Genomic DNA, 21,769 nt, shown 5'->3' with positions numbered 1-21,769 from the left:
AAAAATTACCGAAGTATTGATTAACCCAACCCCACAAGTTATTGACAAACTTTTCAAAGAACTCATTTTATTTACTGCCAAAGCCGTTTAGGCTTGGCTAATTTTTAACGAACTATTATATATCATACTTAATCACATACAGGGCGAATTGACATGGCATTGTAAAATCTCAAATCATCAGCTCCTGCAGCATAATTTCTCGCAGCCCATCCCCAATTAATTTGTAACTTACTTGTTGTAAAAAAACGATAGATAGGATAGGCTTTTCCTGCATCCAATCGGTTTCTTGTTCCAGACCAATAATAACCTATTTCTCCATGATCAACCGTAGCAACATTGTTTTGATAACCTGCGGCAGGTAAGAAAATACTATGTCCATTAGGACCAGTAACTTTTAGCCCAATAATATTATTTATCTCTGTTAGCTCCCATTTACATTTTTCTGTGAGTTCAGCTTGTTCTGCATTAGTCGGCAACCGCCAATTCTCTCCCCACTGTGCACGAGCAATGTCGTATTCTGTACCGCTAATTTCTTTTAAATAATCCGGTCGGCTACTTTTCGCATCATAACCCGATTTTGCATCAGGAACTCCCCAAGTATAGAGTTCTCCGTATTCTTCAGGTCCTGTTGCTCCTAAGTTCCAACTAGCCCATTTCACACTTAAGCCAAGATCTACTGCATCTGCAATTGTACCATAACCACCTGTAGGATCATCAGCTGGTTCATCGGTAATATTTTCATAATAGATGTCCCAAATCTGTGGCGATAAATTAGTTACTTCTCTAATTTGTATCGTTCTCCCTTTATCGTCTTTTTTAAATATAAACTCTTTCTTATTATAAGAACCGTTTTTGCCATGATATACAAATTCTCTTGGAAGGTATAAGGGTCTTTTTCCTACAAAATCGAAAAGTTCTAATGTGAAATTAAAGTATCCACCATATGTGTACAATGGAACAAGGTTTATAGAAGTATTATTGAGAAACTCGACATTATAAATATATTGGTATGTTTCTTTCTCATAAAAAGAGTTCAATGTACTAGTATAACCGTTATTTTCATATTCGTAATGTATTGTTCCTTTTTTTAAAGGATCTTCTCCATATTCAATATCAGTAAGATATTCATTTTTATCGTAAATCAATTTTTGTATATTTTCTCCTTTTATTGTTGGAGAAAGTTTTTTATTACCTATTTTTAAATAGCCATTTTCTCCTATAATGTAGTCTTGAAAATTAGTTTTTACAATATTTCCTTCATAACTATATTTTGTTGTTTCTTTAAACCCATTTCCATCAGTCACTGTTTCTGTCCACTCCTCTATTCTATTTTGGGAATCATATTTAAAATCATAATACCGCAAATTATCTTTTGTTATTCCATTTCTTAAATAATAATTAGTGATACGCATTATTTTATTTCCTAATACTGGTTTATATGTCCCCCCTGCATCTCTTTTAAATTTACAAGTAATATTGTACTCTCCATCTGCCCAATAAAGTGTCATCTCATTTTTAGAAAATTCTTTGATGTACCATTTATCAGTAACGGATGTTCCATAAGAAATGACACCTTTAGAAATAGACCAAGTAAAAGTGTACATATTCATAATTTCCATTAATTGATCATCCCCGCTGTCTAATACACCTGTAAAATTTTCATTGAACTCGATATAATACTCATCTTTTTTAGTGTCATAAGAAGATTGCCATTCATCTCCGCTTTCCACCCATTTTTGGGTGACACATTGCCAATGTCCTATCAAATCTTTAGCTAATATATCTTTTACTTCAATGGGATTTTTTTCTTCCGGATTCTCTAAATCGGCATCATTTCCAGAACTACATGCTGTTAAAATTGAGGATATGACTACAAACAAAGTAAATACTAAAAGCTGAATTGTTCTCATTATAATATTCTTTTGGGGGCTCCCGCTGTTCCTTAAAAAGAGCCATTATAAATCACAAGCGTGGAACTGCAAATGCCACGTCTTTGAATGAAGGTCCTAGGAAAACCCATGCGAACAGATGTAGTAATAGCAGCCCACGCTATAGCGTGAGAACCACCATGCTATTTCTTGTTCGCTTTTGAAAATTTCCTAGGTTTTCATTCGCAAGAGATAAGCATAACGCTTCTAAATATTCTAATATGTCATAGACTAAGTTACCTCAGTCCAAATACAAATTTACGCAATAATTTCAATAATCAATCATCTCGTAATGAATTTCTTCACGATTTCATGTAAAAAAGGAAAAGAAGTGGGCCTCCATGCGTAAAGAAACATCAAAAAAGGCTCAGTTAAAAGACCAAGACATTAAAAAAAATTCGTTATCTTTTTAAGAACGACCTGTTCTCGTTAATTTAGTGTACAGAATTTGACTCACCTGCAAAGTTATGGAGGAAGACTTTCACCCCTAAAGGATCATTTTTTTCTCCGGACAGGTCACACTTCCGGAAACGTCCTTGATGTATCGTCTTTTCTCACCAGCAAGTCTCTCACTCATTCAGCAATCATCCAATCTCCCAACGTACGGCGTTCACTGTCATAATCCTTAATCGTGATATAACCGCTTTGATAAAGCAAGAAGGTGATAGTGGTCATGGAGCATCAAAAGCCGAAGCCTTTGCCTGCTTACATCCTATTTCGGAAGGCAACACGCCGAATTTACCCAATATCTTTACCAGGAGCCATATCCAGCCTTTGTGCCAGTTCTTCCACATCTTCCCGGATTTCTAAAATGTCTGTATCCCTATCGGATATAATCGCTGTAATTTCTCCATACCAGTCTGAATGTTTTCACAAACTTATAGCCGCCTTTACTATCTTATCTATCCAATCAGCCAAAGGAATGGGACAGCTCAGCAACCCATCATTTATTTTCAAATTATTCATCGAAAAACGGATCTTCAGCTGAGGAGCAAACTTATTAGCATAGACGGAAAGACTCTTCCCACTGATACGGCTGTCGGCCTTCACCTCTATCGGCACCACTTCAGTAGGGAATTGCAACAAGAAGTCCACTTCCGCACGATTTTCCGAACTCCAATAATAAGGCATCACGTCATTCCGGGGAACCAAAGATTGCAAAATGGCATTCTCGGCCAATGCCCCCTTAAATTCCGTATATACTGTATTGCCGGAAAGAATCACTTCCGGTGACAGTTTTGCCAAACGGCGTAACAGTCCACAGTCAGAGGCATACACCTTGAAAGCCGACAAATCCTGATAAGCGCTTAACGGAAGCCCCGGTTTAGCCACATTAAAAATACGATAAATAAGTCCGGCTTCCTCCAACCATAATAAAGCGTCCTCGTATTCGCGTGCACGCGCGCCGCTGCGGATGATACGATAAAGGAACTTGCGGTTCTCCTTTGCCAACTGGGATGGCAATGAAGCCCATAAGCTATTAATACGTGGAATCTCCGTAGAGGAAGCATATTTAGAAAAATCCAGCGTATACATGTCGAGTATATTCTGCAAGGCTTCATCAACAGCCTGTCCTCCCTTATTTCCCAAAAGTGCCGTAACAGCCTCGGGCATTCCGCCACACACCAAATAGCGCTTATATTCCAATTCCAACTTACTAAGAACAATATCCGGAAGCGGCTCTATCACCTCCAAATTGTTCACATAGTGGTATGTACGTCCATCAGAAGCCTGCAAAAACTCTTTAAAGGTAACCGGATACATTCTCAGTATCTGCACCTTGCCTACAGGGACAGACATTTTCTTTTTACGAATAGCAACGCCCAGCAAGGATCCTGCTGCAATAATATGATATTGTGGAGCATCTTCACAAAAATACTTCAAGCTATTGAGCGCACCCTCACAAAGCTGTATTTCATCAAAAACAAGCAATGTCTTTCCCGCTTCAATGGGTACATCGGTAAACAAGGCAAGTTCTTTCAGAATGCGCTGCACATCTTTGGTTTTTTCAAAGACGCCTGCCAATTCTTCCACCTTGTCAAAATTGAAAATCGCAACATGTTCAAAACATTCCTTGCCAAACTCTTCCATAATCCAAGTCTTGCCTGTCTGACGAGCCCCTTTCAGCAAAATAGGTTTCCTGTTTTCACTATCTTTCCATTGCTTCAGTCTGTCTATGATATCCCTACGAATTTTCATACTTTTCCACTTTTATATGCAGAAAATGTGTAAATACTCACATTTTCTGCACAAAATAATGGCAAAGATACTATTTATTGCTTATTTCATGCAAGGATAAGCTTTCTTTTTATGCGTACTCCCCCCCGGTTTAACTATTTCAAATAAATAAAAAACCTTCACCCCCGGCATTAAAAAACTGCCGTGAGTGAAGGCCTTGCCAGTAATAAATCAAGCAATGTCTTATCCTAAGAACGAAATCAGCACACCGGCCGCTACCGCCGAACCGATTACGCCCGAAATATTACTTGCCATACAGTATTGAAGCACATGATTCTTCGGATCATACTTCAACGCAATCTCGTTTGCCACACGGCTGGCCATAGGCACGGCACTCAAGCCTGTAGCGCCAATCAGCGGGTTGATTTTCTTCTTGGTGAACAGATTGAAAATCTTCACAAAGAAAATACCCCCGGAGATAGACAAGGCAAATGCCAGGAAACCACCGATTACAATACCAATCGTAGTCCAGTTCAAGAATGCCTCAGCTGTCATCGTAGCACCAACCGACAATCCCAAGAAGATCGTGGCGGCATTCATAATACTGTTTGAAGCGGCATCAAACAGACGTGAGGTATCACTGCCTATTTCCTTGATCAGGTTACCGAACATCAACATACCAATCAAAGGCACCGAACTGGGAACAAACAAGGCAACGACCGTAGTCACCACAATGGGGAAGAAAATCTTCAGCACGCGAAGATTCTTGATCTCAACGGAAGAAGGGTATTTCTTTTCCTGTTCCTTCATATTGATACTCAATTCCTTCTTAGAGCACCACAATTTGACCACCAACGGAATGATAACCGGCACCAGAGCCATATACGAATAAGCGGCAATGGCAATAGGACCCAGCAAATGGGGAGCCAGCTTGATCGTAGTAAAGATAGCCGTAGGGCCGTCCGCCCCACCGATAATACCCAATGATGCCGCTTCTTTCGGAGTGAAACCCATCAGGATAGCTACCAGCAGTACGGTGAAAATACCCAACTGTGCAGCCGCACCGAAAATAGAGAGGCGCAGATTACGCAACATCGGACCGAAGTCTGTCAAAGCACCTACCCCCATAAAGATGATAGGCGGAAGGAAACCGGTCTTAATCAGCATATAGTAGATAAAGTTCATCAGTCCCAGGTCGTGCGCAATTTCGTGCAACGGCATTTCCCAGATGTTCTTCAACACTCCATTCACCATCACCATGCCGTTCTCATCGGCCTGGACAACACCCATGTCACCACCCGGAAAGTTGGCCAGCAACACTCCGAAAGCTATCGGAATCAGCAACAGCGGCTCGTACTTTTTCTTGATGCCCAGATAAAGCAGGATGAAGGCAATGGCATACATTATCAAGAATTGCGGTTCAGCAATGATATTGCTGAAGGCAGTCATATTATACAGTCTTTCGAATATATCTTCCATTATACAATCTTCATTAATACGTCATCCTCTGAAACCGTGTCACCCGGATTAGCGCAAATGGCGGTAATCGTACCGCTATATTCCGCACGGATGGCATTATAGGTCTTCATCGCTTCGACGTAACAAATCACATCACCTTTATTTACCTTGTCGCCCGTCTTCTTCGGGGTTTCCTGTGCATTCTTCACCAGGAAGAATTTACCTTCCAACGGAGAAAGCACATCTTTTCCTTCACCTACCGGAGCAGGAGCGGCGGCTTGTGCAGGAGCAGCGCCGGCAGCGGCTGTCAATGTAGCCGGATCTACGGCACCATACGCCACCGTGACGCGATAAGGTTGTCCGTTCACATCCACAGTCAGTACTTTGGTCTTGTTTTCAGCCTCTGCAGAAGCTGTGGCATTCGCCTTTTCCTCGCGGCGCTTCTTTACATCCGCCAGGAAGTCCTCTTTCGCCTTTCCACTCTTATAAGCTTCATACTGAGCCGGATGCATGGCATATTCAAACAGTTCTTCATCGTCCTGTCCCTTATCCCACTGTTTTTCCAGCATCATCTTGCGATATTTTTCCAACTGATCGGGATAGTTGTCCTGCGGATTGCCGTCAAAGAACTTGCGTCCCTCGCGTTCTGCCTTTTCTATGATTTCAGGAGCGAGCTTGCCCGGCAGACGTCCTGCCTTGCCCAGAATCATATCCCAGATATCATCGGCAATCATTCCCCAGCGTTCCTTGCCTTTTTCCATCGCCATCACATTCATCATGGCAAGGTTCTTCACATACTGGCTGAACGGAGTCACCAAAGGAGGATAACCTACACGCGGCCACACGTATGCCACTTCATTGAACAGTTTGATCAACAGCTCATCCTGGGTCATGAACGGCAGATTGCGTTTTGCCTTATACTTGTTGATGGATTCCAGATTCGTTTCAAGATCGGCCATCAAACTACCCATCATACCGCCCGGCAATCCCGGAGCAATCAGCAAGGAGTTCATCAGACGGTTTTTCGGGCTGATATACAATCCCAGAAAATCATCCATAAATTCCTGAACCAGAGAACGAACTTTCATATAGGCTTCCATATTGATTTCGGGTACTTTGAAACCTGCGTCCTTCAACATGGCCTGCACACTGATCAGGTCGGCATGACCGGTACCCCATGACAACGGTTCCATACCTACATCAATGTAGTCGCAACCGGCCTGGCATACTTCCAGGATAGAAGCCATATTGAATCCGGGACCTGCATGAGAGTGATACTGTACAGGGATATTCTTTATTTTCTTGATTCCGGCCACAATCTTTCCCAATGAGACGGGACGTCCGATTCCTGCCATATCCTTGATACATATTTCATCGGCTCCGGCTTCAATGAGCTGTTTGGCCATATTTACATAATATTCTACAGTATGTACCGGAGAGAAAGTGATGCAGAGCGAACATTGTGATATCATTCCGGCTTCGTGAGCATAGCCGATCGAGGGGATAATGTTGCGGATATCGTTCAATCCGCAGAACGTACGGGTGATATCGGTTCCTTGCGCATGTTTAACCTTATAGAACAACTTGCGGACATCTGCCGGTACGGGGCTCATGCGGAGACCGTTCAGCGCACGGTCCAGCATGTGAGTCTGGATGCCTGCTTCGCGAAACGGTTTCGTCCACTCGCGCACGGCTCTATTCGGATTTTCACCAAACAATAAATTTACCTGTTCAAAACCACCACCATTTGTTTCCACCCGGGCAAAACAACCCATTTCAATAATAGCCGGGGCAACCTTAACCAACTGGTCCACGCGGGGCACGTACTTACCTGCGCTCTGCCACATATCGCGGAATACCAGACTAAATTTTACTTCTCTTTCCATTTTTGATAAATGTGTTTTTCTTTTTTGGATTATAGCTTCTCAATCTTTATCACCTGACCCTTACCTGCCGTCAAAATCTCGACTGCCGCCTTAATAGCATCCATAGCACCGGCATCTGCCGTAGGTGCTACGGCAGGCGCTTTCTTGGGAGCTTCTTCGGGAGCCACCTTGTTGACAACAGTAATAAGGTACTTGCTTAGATAGATAACGATGAGGAGAATGACAAAGACAGTCGCCATACCGACCACCATCAACATCAATCCAACTCCTATGTTCTCCATAAATTTTAGTGTTATTAATAGTACTTACTACACTCATAGGTTATTCAAAGCCTAAAAAGCGCTCAAATTTAGGCATTTCGGCTTTACTTCTATCATAAACGGAATAAAAAATATGCAAAATTATTAGAAAAGGAAGAAGACGAAGAGAAAAAAGCGCGCTCAAAGCCCGAAGCGGTTATCAGGTTGTCAGCTGCGAGGGCGAAGCATACCCCCGCAGCTGAAGAACAGCAAAAATTACTTTTGATATCCTATTGTCTGTTTCTTAAAAAAGAATTTCATTCAATGGTTTACGCTTCTTTTCAGCCGGTTCATCCTCTGCATAACCGACCGGAATCAAGACAGCCGGTTCCAAATTTCCGGGCAGGCCCAACACTTCACGGCATTGGGCGGCATCAAAGTTACAAACCCAGCAAGTGCCCAGTCCCTGCTCGGTTGCCGCCAGGCAAAGATGTTCCACGGCAATGGCAATGTCAATATCCGCATGATCCTTATTATCGGCACGCCTATGCCAGAATTCATCATGGTTGGTACAGGCCACAATGATACAAGGAGCCGTAGCCAGCCATTCGCGCTTATAGCATTGCTGCAAAGCTTCCAGCATAGCTTCATCCGTAACAATGCGGAAACGCCATGGCTGGAAATTGACCGCTGAGGGGGCCATGCGCACACATTCCATGATATAATCCAACTTTTCAGCCTCAACAGGACGATTGGCATATTTGCGTGCAGAGTAGCGCGCCTTCACTAATTCTAGAAAGTTCATAAGCATTATTATTAGTTTGCGTGCAAAAATAGTAACTTTGCGCCGATAAAAGAAGTACAAATATGAAGAAACTTGTGATATTCGATCTGGACGGCACTTTGCTGAACACAATAGCAGATTTAGCAGCCGCCACCAACCAAGCCTTACTGCATTATGGCTATCCCACTCACGAAACGGAAGCATACCGTTTTTTTGTAGGGAACGGAATCAATAAATTATTCGAGCGCGCCCTGCCCGAAGGCGAGCGTACGGAAGAGAATGTATGGAAAATACGTTCACAGTTTGTCCCCTACTACGACAAGCACAATGCCGATTTAAGCCGCCCCTATCCCGGTATCCCCGAATTATTAGAGACACTGCAACAACAAGGAATCATGATAGCGGTCGCCTCCAACAAATACCAGGCCGCTACCCGAAAACTGATATCCCATTATTTTCCGGAAATCAATTTCGTAGAGGTACTGGGACAGCGTGAAGGTATCCCGGCCAAGCCCGATCCATCCATTGTATGTGACATCATGGCGAAAGCAGGAGTAAAAAATGAAGAAGTGCTCTATGTAGGCGATTCCAATGTGGATATGCACACCGCCCATAATGCCGGAGTGACAGCCATAGGCGTGGCATGGGGGTTCCGTCCGCGCACGGAACTGGAAGCATTGCATCCGGCACATATTCTGGAAAAAGCGGAAGATTTGCTGCCGCTTCTCCTGCAATGATTATTGTCACCAGACAGGTAATTCATCAAGCCCCTTGACAGACAATTTATCGAGGGGCTTGTCTTTTTCAACCGCCTCAGCATAAAAGACATCTATCGCCTCATCATTATGAATGCCAATCATCACGCTGCATTGCGTGACACATAACAAACATTACACTCTATAGAACTTCTAAACATTTCACCCTTTTGTTACGTTTATATAAATAGAGTATAAACAAAAAAAACGTATTATGTCCATCATTTATAAATTCTTATTTCCAGCCAAGCCCGATGGTACCGCCATGTCACTCCTGATAGTAGCTTTACGAATCCTGTTTGGCATTTTACTGATGTCGCATGGCGTACAGAAATGGGCCAACTATGATGTCATGTCCGGCAGTTTTCCTGATCCGTTAGGAATAGGCAGCCAGCTTTCACTGATACTGGCCATCTTCGGCGAGATGATTTGCTCGATAGCTTTCATTTTCGGATTCCTTTATCGTCTGGCAATGCTTCCGATGATCTTCACCATGTGTATCGCATTCTTTGTAGTCCATGGTTCTGATCCTTTCGCCGTCAAAGAATTGGCTTTCATTTATCTGGCAGTATTCGTATTATTGTATATAGCAGGGCCGGGTAAATTCTCGTTAGACCATTTCATAGCCCAAGCGATTGCCTCCCGTAAGAAGTAACCGGATCAGATATGTTTCAAGAAGCGTTCTATATCCGCTTCCAATTTTTTATAAAGAGGTGATAACTTATAGCTGGTATGTTTGCGGAGTACAATGTCTACTCCCAACTGCCGGCGCTGGTAACTGGTCAGTTCATTATGAAACTGCATATTGTGTTCCGCCAGTTCCTTAATTTCCGTTTCACGTTCACGGCGCAGTACATTGCAGACCGGCACCAACAATCTCATGACCACATTATCCATCATGTGATGTCCTTGAATAAACATATAGGTATTCTCTTCGTTCACTCCCAATCGGGCGAACTCGCCTTTCATCGCCTCTATTTCTTCCAAAGCTTTCGGGTGACGACGTTCCAATTCCAATAGTTTACGCCTCACCCTACGGTTCATACTTTCCAAGCTTCGTTCGGGATAATAAACACTGACGTGATCCAATTTCACATACGAACAGAAATCCAGCAAAGAGAATTCGGAAAGATTGTGTTTTCTATAAAACCAGACCGACCACACAAACAGCGGATAAGCTATCTGGGAATACATGCGCATGAAAGCGACAAAATCTATCAACGGATGATCATTCAACGTTGCCATGACACAAACCTCATGCAATGCTTCGGCATAACACTGATAGTTTTCTATGGCATACGCATACGTATGAAAAACATATTTGTTATTTATAATGTAACGTGACGTATGGGTAGCTCCCTGCAACAGATAGTCATAATCACTATCCACACAAGCGATCATATTTTGCCCCAACTGAGGTCCCAGCTCGTTCATCAGTACAGATTTCTTGCCTTTTGCCAGAGTGGTCTTCGAAGGAAGCATCACCTCGAAATAGCGGGTCTCATCCTCGTACTCGCCCAGCAGGGTGCGCCAAAACGAGATATCGTCATAACTCTCGACATACGCAATAATCTTACGCCGCGAGCGTCTGGGCTTCAATTTGTTGGCCGCACCAATATATAAGGAGGACAGATTTTCGGACAATCTTTTTCCCATAGTGTTGTCGTTAGAAATTGTTTATTTTGTAATATCGCTCACTTCGGTCACCGCATCCAGCCATCCGTCCATAATCACAGCAGGCGAATGAGTTGTCAACACAATCTGCACATTCGGATTCAATTGCCGTATCAAGGAAATAAGGCGTTGCTGCCATTCCACATGCAGAGATACTTCCGGCTCATCCATAAACAGGACTCCCCGACGGTTGTCCTGTACCAGAACTGTCAGCAAGATGACCAGAATCTGCTTCTCGCCGGAAGACAATTGATAAGGATAAAGTATATCCCCATCCTGTTCAAACAAGATTTCATTGCTTTTGCGGATGATTTTCTTACCGGTCTCACCAAACAAGTCATCCATCAGATCCTGGAATTTAGTCTTGGGGTAAGACATCTCGGCAGCACGAAGCTGACCGTCAGGGCCACCGGAGGTAAGGCACTCGATAATGCGGTTGCCAATATTTACCTGATAATCCAGATAACGCCGCTGCAATTGATAAAGCTGCCAGTCCAACTCCGTCTTTACATTTTTATCCGCCATCTTCTCCAGAAGCTCCGAATGAATCAACGGGCGGTCAAAACTGCGGATTACATCAAAGTGTATCTGGGTAGCATCTTCCGGAGAAAAGACAAAATGTACTCCGGGAGCATAACCGTTACTCAACGCTCCACCTTCCAAAGCTGTCAGGCTGTTCACTGATCTGTTCAGAATCGTGCTCTTACCAATACCATTCACTCCGCTCAGGATATTGACATCCGGACGCAGTTCCCATGAGATATCCTTACGACCCCAAAGCCGTTTTATCTCGATACGTTTTATATAATCAGCTTGTTTTTTCATCTTTAATATATTTACTCTTAAGCAAAGATAGAAAATATAAAAAAAACCTCCTACATTTGCACTGTTATTTTAAGGTAAAAAGAATGGCTATTCAAAAGTACAAAGGACATTTGGCACTGCTAGGCGCTGCCATAATGTGGGGATTGATGTCCCCAATTGGTAAAACGGCGTTAGAAAACGGTATTTCAGGTCTCTCGCTCGCTACATTCCGAATGACAGGAGGTGCTATCTGTTTCTGGATAGCGTCTATTTTCGCTCCTAAAGAACAAGTAAAGCCGCACGACTTGATGATGTTGTTCTTTGCAGGATTATTGGGTATTGTCCTGAATCAGGGATGCTTCACATTCGGATTGTCACTGACCTCTCCCATCGACGCTTCCATCGTAACAACCACGGCTCCTATCGCCACCATGATTGTCGCCGCCATTTATCTGAAAGAACCGGTTACCGGGAAAAAAGTGATTGGTATTTTTCTGGGATCTATCGGAGCTTTGACATTGATACTGAGCAGTCAGGGGTCAACGGATGGAAAAAGCGGAAGCATTCCGGGCGATTTGCTTTGTCTGGCCGCACAAATCAGTTTTTCGTTCTACCTGGCTATTTTCAAAGGACTGATCAGCAGATACAACATATTCACCTTGATGAAATGGATGTTCACCTATGCGGCCATCTGCTTTATTCCGTTTTCCTATCATGAGGTCTCGGCCATACATTTTCAGGAAATCTCCGCTTCCACATGGGCCTGTGTAGCTTATGTCATTTTAGGCGGGACGTTCTTTGCCTATATCCTGATGATGATCGGACAGAAAACATTGCGCCCCACAGTCATCAGCATGTACAACTATGTGCAGCCCATTGTAGGAACCAGTGTCTCTATCTTGTTAGGAATGGGAACCTTCGGCATTGCCAAAGGAATAGCTGTGGCACTGGTATTCACGGGAGTGTATATTGTGACTCAAAGTAAAAGCCGTGAGCAGATGCTGGCAGAACAGGCTGCTAGAAAAGAATGACCTCAACTACACTGCTATCCGCAACCTGACACTCTTCATCGACCATAAAAAAAGCCGTATCCACTTTTGAGTGATGATACGGCTTTTCTGTATTTAGGAATACTCAGCCAATAGGCTCCTCCAGCTTCAACTTCTCCAGATACGCCTTCGTATCCGCCCAAAGCTGTTTTGCCTGTGGATGATTCATGAACTTATCCTTTACTTTTCTAGGTTTGCAAGAAGCGAACATTCGCCCTGTAATCCCTTTCCACCGCTCATCCAAAAGCAAACTGACAGCTGTAGCGGCCCCTTGCTTAGGAGTACGGATACAAGGACGGAACAGTATGTCGGTCAACGGGTCAAACCACATATCCATACGGATGATATTGGTCGATACAATACCGGGGTCGGCAGCATTGACGGTGATCCCCTCTGCTTTCAGCCTCTCGGAAAGTTCACGGGTAAAAAGCCACAAAGCCAATTTGGTATTGCTGTAAACAGGGATACGCCAGAAACCTCCTCTCTTCCCACGGGTAAAAAATTCAGGAGTAATCCTCCCTATAGCATACGTACAAGAAACCATGTTCACAATCCGGGTTCCCTTCCCCATCAGAGGCAATAATTTCAGAGTCAGCAAAAAAGGAGCCACATAGTTCACGGCTACCGTATATTCCAGGCCATCCTCCGTTGTAATCAAACCGCTGGTACTCATTGTTCCCGCATTGTTCATCAGCAAATCTATATGCTTTCCGCGTCCCAACAAATCATCCGCGACATTAGTCACAGAGGCCATGGAAGAAAGGTCAATCTGCCTGACTTCTATCTCTTTATTGCCTGTTTCCAGAATCAACTGGTTCTTACGTTCTTCCCCTTTGAAAAGAGTGTAACACAACATGATTACATGATAACCGGCCTGTGCTACCGCACGGGTTATCTCTGTTCCCATTCCTCCATCGGCACCGGTTATTATGGCTAATTTGCTCATTGTTTCTCTAATTTTTCTATTTCACGTTCCAAACAAGGGGGTAATTTCTCTTCCAAATGTTTGTGGCATGCCATGTCAATCGTGTACATTCTGGCAATGCAGTAATTGCTATGCCCACAGTTGCAACGAGCCTTCTCCTCATTCCGCAACCGATTGACAAAACCCGGTTCATTCAGCAGTGCCCTTCCCATCTGTACAAATTCAAAACCATCATCCAATACCTCATCTATCTTCTCACGAGATACCAGCCCCCCCACATATACTAACGGAATTTCCTTTATTTCTGTTCTGAATCTCAACGCATCTTCCAAAAAATAGGCCTCTTTAAAGGGTACGGTCGGAATCATCCACTTACCTACCATACGCACCCCATATTTCAGCCACCAGCAATTCATATAATGTGTCATACTTTTTATAGGCATCGCCCCCCGCATGACATACATAGGCGCTTTGCTTACAAAGCCTCCGCTCAGCACCAGCGCATGGGCCCCATCCTGCACCAAGCGCTTCGCTACCTGCACAGCTTCATCTATTTCCATGCCTCCTTTAAAACCGTCACGCATGTTGGTTTTTACCAGGACAGCCATATCATTACCTGCGGCACGCATCACTTCCTCCATCACCATATCCATAAAGCGCATGCGGTTCTCCAACGAGCCGCCGAACTCATCCTTACGATGATTGGTGTAAGGTGAAAGAAACTGGCTGATAAGATAGCCATGACCTGCATGCACCTCCACCGCGTCAAATCCGGCCTCACGCGCCAGATTGACCGACTGACCGTATGCCTTTGCCATCTGCGGCAGTTCCTCCTTACGCAAACCACGCACGAAAGTAGGCGAATAAAGATTAAAACCGGAAGAAGCCCCTACGGGCATCACTCCACAAATACTTTTGTGCGACATATTTCCACAATGTCCCAGCTGAATGCTTGCAGCAGCCCCTTCTTTATGAATCGCATCGGTTATATCCCTCAAGCCCGGCACTATTTCAGGGCGCATCCATAATTGCCTGTCGAAAGAAAGACCGCTCTGTGTAACAGCTGCATAAGCAATAGTAGTCATTCCCACTCCACCTGCTGCCACCGAACAGTGATAATCCTTCAATTGCCGGGAGGGCGCATTGCCCGGACACATACTCTCAAAAGCGGCCGAACGAATCGTACGGTTACGCAAAGTCAGCGGCCCGATAGAAGCTGGAGTAAATAATTTAGAGTTCATCATTCATATTTTATGTTTTGCTTTCATCATTTCCTAAAACAGAAACGGTATACTATCTAATTTCAATAAATAAAAGGAATCATTCTTTTCTTTTTCCCCACCGCGTCTTTACCAAACTCTTCCCGATAACGGTTACGGATAGAATTGGCACGTGGTGCCAGATTAGCAAACGTCCACAGCACAAACACCCACGCAGCCGGCGAACAGGTGAGTACGGCAAATCCCGTCCATTCCACCAGCTCGCCAAAATAGTTGCCCGAAGTGACATACCGGTACATTCCCTTCTGTGGCAAATAATGGCGGGTGTCACCCGGTTTACGCAAATGACGGATCACACTGTCGGAATGCAGATTAATGCCCATCCCGATAAAGAATAAAATTGTCCCCATCCAAAACGAAGGAGTACTGAGCCAAGCATCCGTATAGAGTCCTTCCGGAGCCAGATAGAACAACCATTCTCCCTGTATCAGTCCGTTCAGGACATTAAAGACCACTCCCATCAGCATAATGGCAAGAGGCATCCGGCTCTTTCCTTTCATCAGGAAAGGGAAGATGAAAGAACGCTGGAAATAGTGTAATTCAAAAAGGAGAAAAAAGAGGAAAGGAGCAGCATCCATACGTACGTTGCTGTTCCACCACAGATAAAGCATTACAAAAAACACAGGCGCCTCCATCAGCACCCAACCTAATTTATTGTTCACTGAAAGTCCCCATTTCGGGGTGTGGAACATACCATAACCGGCACGTACATAATAAAGAGCTACAAATACAATCACCGCAAGCGCGGACATTGCCAATAGCAAGAATTCAAAAGTTTGTTGTCCCATACTCGTTCCTCCCTAGATTAAATTTAGTAAGTCACTAACAAATTTAAGGGAAAAATCAGATGTAAGCAACAATTAAGAGATTTTTTGCGAGAAAAAGAAAGGTTTACCTTATAAACCAATCCGGCTGAGATGTATCTACATTGTCGGAGTTCAAACAGGAAATTATACAGCAATGTACCAACGATTGAAAAAACCAATCATAGCGAAGACGACGGAGCATCTTTTCTATCGTATCCATGTAGTCATTATAGACGTGAGTTCGGGATAAAATGGTTTTGAAAGAAAGCCTGTTTATCCTACCGTCCGGTTACGGATTATCCCACCACCGCAGAAAGGGGCTTAAGCCTATGATTCCGCATCCTGTATAAAGACAAACGAAGTTATGCTTTACCGTGTTGTACTGGTGCTATGCTGATGGTCGCGGATAGGACGCAATGTAAAGCCGTAAGCGTTGTTTGGGCCATAGATGGCATCAGCCTTCCCATTAAGCAGGGTGTCCAATTCTCCGAGTACGGTTTTGTTTCTATTTTCGCGTGTAATGAATTGCCGTTCTTTCCGAAAATCATGTAATTGGGGTTATATTATCTGTAATCCATCTACCGGCGTTCTCTGTAATCCGCTGTAATTTTGTACAGTGAAAAGAAAACAAGAAACGATAAACATTAAATTCACAGCGATTATGAAACGTATAACTATTTTAACGGCCACTTTCCTCTGCCTTTTCGGTCTGATGGAAAGCCCGGCGCAGAACACTCAAAGTAGTAGAAATATGGAAAAACTGAAATTAACACAGGAATGGGACAAGACGTTCCCGAAGAGCGACAAGGTAAGCCACAGCAAAGTGACCTTCGTTAACCGTTACGGCATCACGCTCGCCGCTGACTTGTATGTACCGAAAACGACCGCCGGAGGAAAATTGCCTGCCATCGCTGTCAGTGGTCCGTTCGGGGCTGTAAAGGAACAGTCATCGGGACTGTATGCCCAGACTCTTGCTGAACGGGGATTCCTGACGATTGCTTTCGACCCATCGTTCACAGGTGAAAGCGGTGGCCAGCCCCGCTACATAGCTTCGCCGGACATCAATACTGAAGACTTCTCGGCTGCGGTGGATTACCTTGCAACACGTCCGGACGTGGATGCTGAACGTATCGGCATAGTAGGTATTTGTGGCTGGGGCGGATTTGCCATCAACGCGGCTGCCAACGACACACGTATCAAGGCTACGGTAGCTTCCACGATGTACGACATCAGCCGTTGTTCAGCAAATGGTTATTTCGATGCCAATGACAATGCTGATGCACGCTATAAGATGCGCCAGGAACTCAACGCCCAACGTACGGAAGACTACCGTACAGGTACTTATCCCCGCACCGTGATGAACCCGAAGCCTGCCGACGACGCGCCGCAGTTCATGAAGGATTATTACGACTATTACAAGACCGAACGAGGCTATCATCCTCGTTCCATCAACTCTGGTTTAGGTTGGAACAAGACCTCCAATCTCGCATTTCTCAACGCACCTATTCTTGCGTATGCCGATGAAATCCGTAGTGCCGTGTTGCTCATTCATGGTGAGAAAGCCCACTCCCGCTATTTTAGCGAAGATACTTTCAAGAAACTGAAAGGCGACAACAAGGAACTGATGATTATTCCTGGTGCCGTGCATACGGATTTGTATGACCGGACGGATGTTATTCCGTTCGACAAGCTGGAAGAGTTCTTCAAGAAATACCTGAAATAAAGAAAACCTGAATAACAGTGATAGCACCTGCCACTCCAATGATGGTGGCAGATGCTTTTGAGTGATTTGTAGTTTCAACGTAATTTTGCAATGTGAAAATCAGAAGAATAACTGTTTGAAACAAGGATTATAAAATATGGAAAGAAGAACATTTTTAAGAAACAGTTTGCTGACTGCTGGCGGCGTATTGCTTGGGGGGGGGCGACTATTTTCCGTTTTCTGAAAGACTGCAAAATGGAAGAACCTCCTCATCTGAGAAAGAAACCGTGCTGCTTATGACCGCTGGAGATAATAACGAGCATACTTTCGACCAGGCTTTGAGTTATTTTCATATTATCAGCGGTGTGTTGGGTGGGAAAGAGGCCGGGACTTATCTGGCAGGCGGTTGTACGGAATGTGAAAATACAGCCCGTCAAATCGCACCTGAGCACCTTGAGAAAGCCTATAAAATGGGATTGGAATTATAACATATAAAATCCGTCAGGGCTGGCTTCGGCTCTTGGAAGAGGCAATGTGAACGTGACTTTTGAAATCAATAAGACTGATAACTAAAATAATATTCTAAATGAAACTGATTAAAGATACTGAATTTGGGGGCGAGCGTCCCCTGTTCGAGTCCCATGATCTCCGTCTGGAAAATGTGATTATCCGCGCTGGTGAATCGGCCATCAAAGAGTGTAGCAATATAGAAGCTGTAAATTGCCGTTTCGAGGGTAACTACCCCTTCTGGCATGTACACGGTTTCAAAATCGACCGTTGTTATTTCGATGTCGGAGGTCGCTCGGCCTTGTGGTACTCCGACCACCTGAAAATGACCGACACGATTATCGACGCACCGAAAATGTTCCGTGAGATGGACGAAATAGACATTGAGAACGTAACGATGAACGATGCCGATGAAGTGTTCTGGCGTTGCAACGGCATCCGCATCAAGAATCTCAAACTGCAGGGCGGTACCTATCCTTTCATGTTCAGTAACGACATTTATGTGGACGGATTGGAGAGCGACAGCAAATATGTGTTCCAGTACGTGAAGAACGTAGAAATCCATCGTGCCAAAATCACGACGAAGGATGCGTTCTGGGAAGTTGAGAATGTGACTATCTACGATTCCGAACTCAACGGCGAGTACCTCGGCTGGCATTCGAAGAACCTGCGTCTGGTCAATTGCCATATCACCGGTGAACAGCCGCTCTGCTACGCTCACGACCTCATACTGGAAAACTGCACCTTCGGACCAGACTGTGACCGTGCATTCGAGTACAGCACGTTGCAGGCCGATATTCGCGGAGCCATCACGAATATCAAGAATCCAATGTCGGGACGCATCGTAGCCGATGAATACGGCTCCATCACCATAGACGAGAACATCAAGGCTCCTGCCGATTGTGAAATCCGTCTCCGGGACGATCGTACTTGTTTCACCGATTAAGATGAAGGTATGAAATACGACTTCGATGAACAAATTTCGCGCCGGGGAACCGATTCCTACAAATGGGACAGTGCCGAAAACGAGAATGTATTGCCGATGTGGGTGGCTGATATGGATTTCCGTACAGCCCCTGTTATCGTCGATGCTTTGCACCGACGGGTAGAACACGGCATTTTCGGTTATACCCGTGTGCCCGACAGTTATTACGAGACTGTTATAGACTGGTTCGTACATCGTCACGGTTGGAAGATGGACCGTGAATGGATTATTTACACATCAGGTGTGGTGCCGGCGGTATCGGCAATCATCAAAGCTTTGACCGTTCCGGGCGACAAGGTGCTGGTGCAGACACCCGTCTATAACTGTTTCTTTTCGTCCATCCGCAACAACGGGTGCGAAATGGTCTCTTCTCCGTTGGTCTTTGCAGACCATACTTACACGATTGATTACGAAGACTTGGAGCGCAAAGCCGCTGATCCGAAAATAAAGGTGATGCTGCTGTGCAATCCTCACAATCCTGCCGGAAGAGTCTGGAAACGTGAGGAACTGGTACATATCGGAGAAATCTGTATCCGCCACGGCGTTACAGTCGTTTCGGACGAAATTCACTGTGAACTGGTTTTTCCAGGATATTGTTACACGCCATTTGCCTCTATCTCAGAAGATTTTTTGCGACATTCCGTCACCTGCATATCCCCCAGCAAGGCGTTCAATATCGCCGGATTGCAAATTGCAAACATCGTCTGCGCCAATGCCGACCGCCGTGCGAGAATCGACCGTGCCATCAACGACAACGAAGTATGCGATGTCAATCCGTTTGGAGTAATCGCTACCCAAGCGGCTTATAACGAAGGGAAAGAGTGGTTGGACCAACTTATCGAGTATCTACACGCCAATTATCTCTATATGCGGGATTTCTGTCGTGAGCATCTGCCGGAGTTTCCTGTCACAATATTGGAAGGAACTTATCTTGTCTGGATGGATTGCCGCAAACTCGGTATATCTTCGGAGGAACTCGAACGGCGATTGGTCACCGAAGCCCGATTGTGGCTTAATGCAGGAACTATGTATGGCGCGGAGGGCGAAGGATTCATGCGTTGGAATATCGCCTGCCCTCGTAATACACTGACAGAAGGGCTGAAGCGTTTTGTGCATTTTGTAAAAAAGACTTCAATAGATGCATAAGATATTCATAACGAGAATGCAATAAACATCAAAAGAAATGATATTTATCCGAAAAATAATTGTTTCTGGTTATTTGCTGATTGCTCTTCTGCTTTTGGCCATTTCCTATATCATCATGCACCGAAATGCGAACTGTATCAAACGGTATAAGAAAGAAACGACAGATTTGATAGGGTAACTGAAACATTCTGTGGTACAAAACGAGTCACTGATTGCTTCCCGCAAGAAAGCGGTGCATGCCATTCTCCATGAATTGCGTACACCGCTGACGACAATAACCGGGCCGCACTGTTGGATAAAGAGGATGTCTCTAAACCGTTATCTCTGTTTCAACGGCACATATTCCAACTCTTCCAATACATTCTTGTAGGCCGGACGAATAATACGCTTTCCTTCAAAGTTCAATTCTTCATTGCGATGTGCGCACCAGCCCACGATACGGGCCATTGCAAACAACGGAGTAAAGATTTCCTGAGGCAAACCAATCATTTCATAAACAAATCCTGAATAAAAATCAATATTGCTGGACACCGTCTTGCCGTTATTCTTAATCTTTCCGAACATAGCAATGGCACGTTCCTCCAACAATTCCAGGAAAGCAAACTCTTCTTCCTTACCTTTTTCTTTTGCCAAGTCACGAGCCAGTTCTTTCAACAAGATGGCACGAGGATCGGAAATAGTATAGACCGCATGGCCGATACCATAAATCAGACCGGACTTATCATACGCCTCCTTATTCAACATACGGGTAAAGTAAGTATCAATTTCGTCCACATTGGTCCAATCCTTGATGTTTTCCTGCAAATGATGGAACATATCCGCCACCTGGATATTCGCCCCTCCGTGAAGCGGACCTTTCAACGAACCGATACCGGCAGCAATGGCCGAGTAAGTATCCGTACGGCTGGAAGAAACAACACGGACGGTAAAAGTCGAGTTATTACCACCTCCATGTTCAGCCTGAAGCACCAACAGCAAATCAAGCGTACGCGCATCGAGATCCGTATAATCCTTTTTCAACATATACAGGAAATTTTCCGCAACTGACAGTTTTTCACGCGGATGACGGATATGCAATGAACGTCCGTAGGTGGCATGACGCAACATGTTATAAGCGTATGCAATAATGGTCGGGAACTTGGAAATCAAGTCAATACTCTGGCGCATCAGATTATCGCGCGAAGTATCATCCGCCTGCGGGTCAAAACGGTACATCTCGAGCACACTACGGGCCAGAATGTTCATAATGTTATTTCCCTCCAGCTCAATGATATTCATCTTGGTCTTCTGCTCCAACGGTGTATTGTCATTAATCAGTTCACAGAAAGACGCCAGCTCTTCCTTGTCAGGCAAATGACCGGACAATAGCAGATAGGCCACCTCCTCAAAACCAAAACGTTTCTCTTTAATGATGCTATGTGCCAAATCTTCCAAATCATACCCACGATAGAAAAGTTTGCCGGGAATCGGTTTCAATCCTCCGCCGGGAATACGTTCATACCCTACTACGTTACCTATCTTGGTCAACCCTACCAAGACACCAGTACCGTCTTCGTTACGCAATCCGCGCTTTACATCATACTTCTTGAACAGTTCGTTCTCAATCCGGGTGGCATTCTTCATTTCCTCGGAGAGTTTGTAAATGATATATTCTTTCTTCATA

General features: G+C 44.5%; 20 protein-coding genes and 2 pseudogenes. 8 read left to right on the top strand and 14 right to left on the bottom strand.

Going from position 1 to position 21,769, the window contains the following annotated elements:
* Positions 1 to 128 precede the first annotated feature (128 nt).
* From ACYQ0C_RS04890 to ACYQ0C_RS04860, 7 genes and pseudogenes are all read right to left on the bottom strand, one after another.
* Positions 129 to 1,910, bottom strand: a complete 1,782-nt coding sequence (locus tag ACYQ0C_RS04890; protein WP_016277214.1) for a lipocalin family protein — start codon at positions 1,908 to 1,910, stop codon at positions 129 to 131.
* Positions 1,911 to 2,543: 633 nt separating this feature from the next.
* Positions 2,544 to 2,728: pseudogene (locus ACYQ0C_RS04885) on the bottom strand (AAA family ATPase); the annotation flags it as partial.
* Between the two features lie 70 nt (positions 2,729 to 2,798).
* A complete protein-coding gene (locus ACYQ0C_RS04880) occupies positions 2,799 to 4,127 on the bottom strand; it encodes an ATP-binding protein (protein ID WP_016277211.1) in 1,329 nt (442 codons plus the stop codon).
* Between the two features lie 222 nt (positions 4,128 to 4,349).
* Entirely contained in the window at positions 4,350 to 5,585 is a 1,236-nt protein-coding gene (locus tag ACYQ0C_RS04875; RefSeq protein WP_016277210.1) for a sodium ion-translocating decarboxylase subunit beta, read from the bottom strand.
* Complete coding sequence (locus tag ACYQ0C_RS04870) at positions 5,585 to 7,450, bottom strand: biotin/lipoyl-containing protein (RefSeq protein ID WP_016277209.1); 1,866 nt, start codon at positions 7,448 to 7,450, stop codon at positions 5,585 to 5,587. Before ACYQ0C_RS04870 ends, ACYQ0C_RS04875 begins: the two co-directional genes overlap by 1 nt.
* A gap of 29 nt (positions 7,451 to 7,479) precedes the next feature.
* Positions 7,480 to 7,731 carry an OadG family protein gene (locus ACYQ0C_RS04865; RefSeq protein WP_016277208.1) on the bottom strand — a complete coding sequence of 84 codons (252 nt, stop codon included), beginning with the start codon at positions 7,729 to 7,731 and terminating at the stop codon, positions 7,480 to 7,482.
* A 262-nt stretch (positions 7,732 to 7,993) separates the two neighbouring features.
* Positions 7,994 to 8,494, bottom strand: a complete 501-nt coding sequence (locus ACYQ0C_RS04860; RefSeq protein ID WP_025076742.1) for a nitroreductase family protein — start codon at positions 8,492 to 8,494, stop codon at positions 7,994 to 7,996.
* 62 nt (positions 8,495 to 8,556) lie between these two features.
* Between ACYQ0C_RS04860 and ACYQ0C_RS04855 the strand changes: the two genes are divergently transcribed.
* Complete coding sequence (locus tag ACYQ0C_RS04855; protein ID WP_016277206.1) at positions 8,557 to 9,210, top strand: HAD family hydrolase; 654 nt, start codon at positions 8,557 to 8,559, stop codon at positions 9,208 to 9,210.
* A gap of 6 nt (positions 9,211 to 9,216) precedes the next feature.
* Here ACYQ0C_RS04855 and ACYQ0C_RS04850 read toward each other — a convergent pair whose 3' ends face one another.
* Entirely contained in the window at positions 9,217 to 9,360 is a 144-nt protein-coding gene (locus ACYQ0C_RS04850; protein WP_159106247.1) for a hypothetical protein, read from the bottom strand.
* 82 nt (positions 9,361 to 9,442) lie between these two features.
* Between ACYQ0C_RS04850 and ACYQ0C_RS04845 the strand changes: the two genes are divergently transcribed.
* Positions 9,443 to 9,883: a DoxX family protein gene (locus ACYQ0C_RS04845; RefSeq protein ID WP_016277205.1), complete on the top strand. Its 441-nt coding sequence runs from the start codon at positions 9,443 to 9,445 to the stop codon at positions 9,881 to 9,883.
* Positions 9,884 to 9,888: 5 nt separating this feature from the next.
* Here ACYQ0C_RS04845 and ACYQ0C_RS04840 read toward each other — a convergent pair whose 3' ends face one another.
* Together ACYQ0C_RS04840 and ACYQ0C_RS04835 are read right to left on the bottom strand one after the other, a co-directional pair.
* Positions 9,889 to 10,884 (bottom strand): DUF4435 domain-containing protein, encoded by a 996-nt coding sequence (locus tag ACYQ0C_RS04840; protein ID WP_016277204.1) that lies wholly within the window; start codon positions 10,882 to 10,884, stop codon positions 9,889 to 9,891.
* A 21-nt stretch (positions 10,885 to 10,905) separates the two neighbouring features.
* Complete coding sequence (locus ACYQ0C_RS04835; RefSeq protein WP_016277203.1) at positions 10,906 to 11,727, bottom strand: AAA family ATPase; 822 nt, start codon at positions 11,725 to 11,727, stop codon at positions 10,906 to 10,908.
* Positions 11,728 to 11,810: 83 nt separating this feature from the next.
* On the opposite strand from ACYQ0C_RS04835, the gene ACYQ0C_RS04830 reads away from it, so the two are divergent.
* The gene (locus tag ACYQ0C_RS04830; RefSeq protein ID WP_025076741.1) at positions 11,811 to 12,737 is read left to right on the top strand and encodes a DMT family transporter; all 927 of its coding nucleotides are present in this window, start codon (positions 11,811 to 11,813) and stop codon (positions 12,735 to 12,737) included.
* 103 nt (positions 12,738 to 12,840) lie between these two features.
* Here ACYQ0C_RS04830 and ACYQ0C_RS04825 read toward each other — a convergent pair whose 3' ends face one another.
* The 3 genes from ACYQ0C_RS04825 to ACYQ0C_RS04815 form a co-directional block, all read right to left on the bottom strand.
* Entirely contained in the window at positions 12,841 to 13,701 is an 861-nt protein-coding gene (locus ACYQ0C_RS04825; protein ID WP_016277201.1) for an SDR family NAD(P)-dependent oxidoreductase, read from the bottom strand.
* Complete coding sequence (locus ACYQ0C_RS04820) at positions 13,698 to 14,921, bottom strand: NADH:flavin oxidoreductase (protein ID WP_025018057.1); 1,224 nt, start codon at positions 14,919 to 14,921, stop codon at positions 13,698 to 13,700. The genes ACYQ0C_RS04825 and ACYQ0C_RS04820 overlap by 4 nt, the downstream gene beginning before the upstream one ends.
* Positions 14,922 to 14,983: 62 nt before the next feature.
* Positions 14,984 to 15,748: a DUF1295 domain-containing protein gene (locus ACYQ0C_RS04815; protein WP_016277199.1), complete on the bottom strand. Its 765-nt coding sequence runs from the start codon at positions 15,746 to 15,748 to the stop codon at positions 14,984 to 14,986.
* A 679-nt stretch (positions 15,749 to 16,427) separates the two neighbouring features.
* On the opposite strand from ACYQ0C_RS04815, the gene ACYQ0C_RS04810 reads away from it, so the two are divergent.
* From ACYQ0C_RS04810 to ACYQ0C_RS04790, 5 genes and pseudogenes are all read left to right on the top strand, one after another.
* Positions 16,428 to 17,489: an alpha/beta hydrolase gene (locus tag ACYQ0C_RS04810; RefSeq protein WP_016277198.1), complete on the top strand. Its 1,062-nt coding sequence runs from the start codon at positions 16,428 to 16,430 to the stop codon at positions 17,487 to 17,489.
* Positions 17,490 to 17,764: 275 nt separating this feature from the next.
* Positions 17,765 to 17,956 (top strand): hypothetical protein, encoded by a 192-nt coding sequence (locus tag ACYQ0C_RS04805; protein WP_016277197.1) that lies wholly within the window; start codon positions 17,765 to 17,767, stop codon positions 17,954 to 17,956.
* A gap of 98 nt (positions 17,957 to 18,054) precedes the next feature.
* Complete coding sequence (locus tag ACYQ0C_RS04800) at positions 18,055 to 18,921, top strand: DUF3737 family protein (RefSeq protein ID WP_016277196.1); 867 nt, start codon at positions 18,055 to 18,057, stop codon at positions 18,919 to 18,921.
* 9 nt (positions 18,922 to 18,930) lie between these two features.
* Entirely contained in the window at positions 18,931 to 20,106 is a 1,176-nt protein-coding gene (locus ACYQ0C_RS04795; protein WP_016277195.1) for a MalY/PatB family protein, read from the top strand.
* 82 nt (positions 20,107 to 20,188) lie between these two features.
* Positions 20,189 to 20,389: pseudogene (locus ACYQ0C_RS04790) on the top strand (histidine kinase); the annotation flags it as partial.
* A gap of 35 nt (positions 20,390 to 20,424) precedes the next feature.
* On the opposite strand, the gene ACYQ0C_RS04785 reads toward ACYQ0C_RS04790, so the two are convergent.
* Entirely contained in the window at positions 20,425 to 21,768 is a 1,344-nt protein-coding gene (locus ACYQ0C_RS04785; protein WP_016277193.1) for a citrate/2-methylcitrate synthase, read from the bottom strand.
* Position 21,769 lies beyond the last annotated feature (1 nt).

Source organism: Phocaeicola sartorii JCM 17136 = DSM 21941, assembly GCF_054653615.1.
This window is presented reverse-complemented; position numbering and strand designations above follow the sequence as displayed.

Excerpts from the sequence above, each read along its gene's own strand:
- ACYQ0C_RS04890 (WP_016277214.1), bottom strand. The coding sequence starts at position 1,910 with ATGAGAACAATTCAGCTTTTAGTATTTACTTTGTTTGTAGTCATATCC.
- ACYQ0C_RS04880 (WP_016277211.1), bottom strand. The coding sequence starts at position 4,127 with ATGAAAATTCGTAGGGATATCATAGACAGACTGAAGCAATGGAAAGAT.
- ACYQ0C_RS04875 (WP_016277210.1), bottom strand. The coding sequence starts at position 5,585 with ATGGAAGATATATTCGAAAGACTGTATAATATGACTGCCTTCAGCAAT.
- ACYQ0C_RS04870 (WP_016277209.1), bottom strand. The coding sequence starts at position 7,450 with ATGGAAAGAGAAGTAAAATTTAGTCTGGTATTCCGCGATATGTGGCAG.
- ACYQ0C_RS04865 (WP_016277208.1), bottom strand. The coding sequence starts at position 7,731 with ATGGAGAACATAGGAGTTGGATTGATGTTGATGGTGGTCGGTATGGCG.
- ACYQ0C_RS04860 (WP_025076742.1), bottom strand. The coding sequence starts at position 8,494 with ATGAACTTTCTAGAATTAGTGAAGGCGCGCTACTCTGCACGCAAATAT.
- ACYQ0C_RS04855 (WP_016277206.1), top strand. The coding sequence starts at position 8,557 with ATGAAGAAACTTGTGATATTCGATCTGGACGGCACTTTGCTGAACACA.
- ACYQ0C_RS04845 (WP_016277205.1), top strand. The coding sequence starts at position 9,443 with ATGTCCATCATTTATAAATTCTTATTTCCAGCCAAGCCCGATGGTACC.
- ACYQ0C_RS04840 (WP_016277204.1), bottom strand. The coding sequence starts at position 10,884 with ATGGGAAAAAGATTGTCCGAAAATCTGTCCTCCTTATATATTGGTGCG.
- ACYQ0C_RS04835 (WP_016277203.1), bottom strand. The coding sequence starts at position 11,727 with ATGAAAAAACAAGCTGATTATATAAAACGTATCGAGATAAAACGGCTT.
- ACYQ0C_RS04830 (WP_025076741.1), top strand. The coding sequence starts at position 11,811 with ATGGCTATTCAAAAGTACAAAGGACATTTGGCACTGCTAGGCGCTGCC.
- ACYQ0C_RS04825 (WP_016277201.1), bottom strand. The coding sequence starts at position 13,701 with ATGAGCAAATTAGCCATAATAACCGGTGCCGATGGAGGAATGGGAACA.
- ACYQ0C_RS04820 (WP_025018057.1), bottom strand. The coding sequence starts at position 14,921 with ATGAACTCTAAATTATTTACTCCAGCTTCTATCGGGCCGCTGACTTTG.
- ACYQ0C_RS04815 (WP_016277199.1), bottom strand. The coding sequence starts at position 15,748 with ATGGGACAACAAACTTTTGAATTCTTGCTATTGGCAATGTCCGCGCTT.
- ACYQ0C_RS04810 (WP_016277198.1), top strand. The coding sequence starts at position 16,428 with ATGAAACGTATAACTATTTTAACGGCCACTTTCCTCTGCCTTTTCGGT.
- ACYQ0C_RS04805 (WP_016277197.1), top strand. The coding sequence starts at position 17,765 with ATGACCGCTGGAGATAATAACGAGCATACTTTCGACCAGGCTTTGAGT.
- ACYQ0C_RS04800 (WP_016277196.1), top strand. The coding sequence starts at position 18,055 with ATGAAACTGATTAAAGATACTGAATTTGGGGGCGAGCGTCCCCTGTTC.
- ACYQ0C_RS04795 (WP_016277195.1), top strand. The coding sequence starts at position 18,931 with ATGAAATACGACTTCGATGAACAAATTTCGCGCCGGGGAACCGATTCC.
- ACYQ0C_RS04785 (WP_016277193.1), bottom strand. The coding sequence starts at position 21,768 with ATGAAGAAAGAATATATCATTTACAAACTCTCCGAGGAAATGAAGAAT.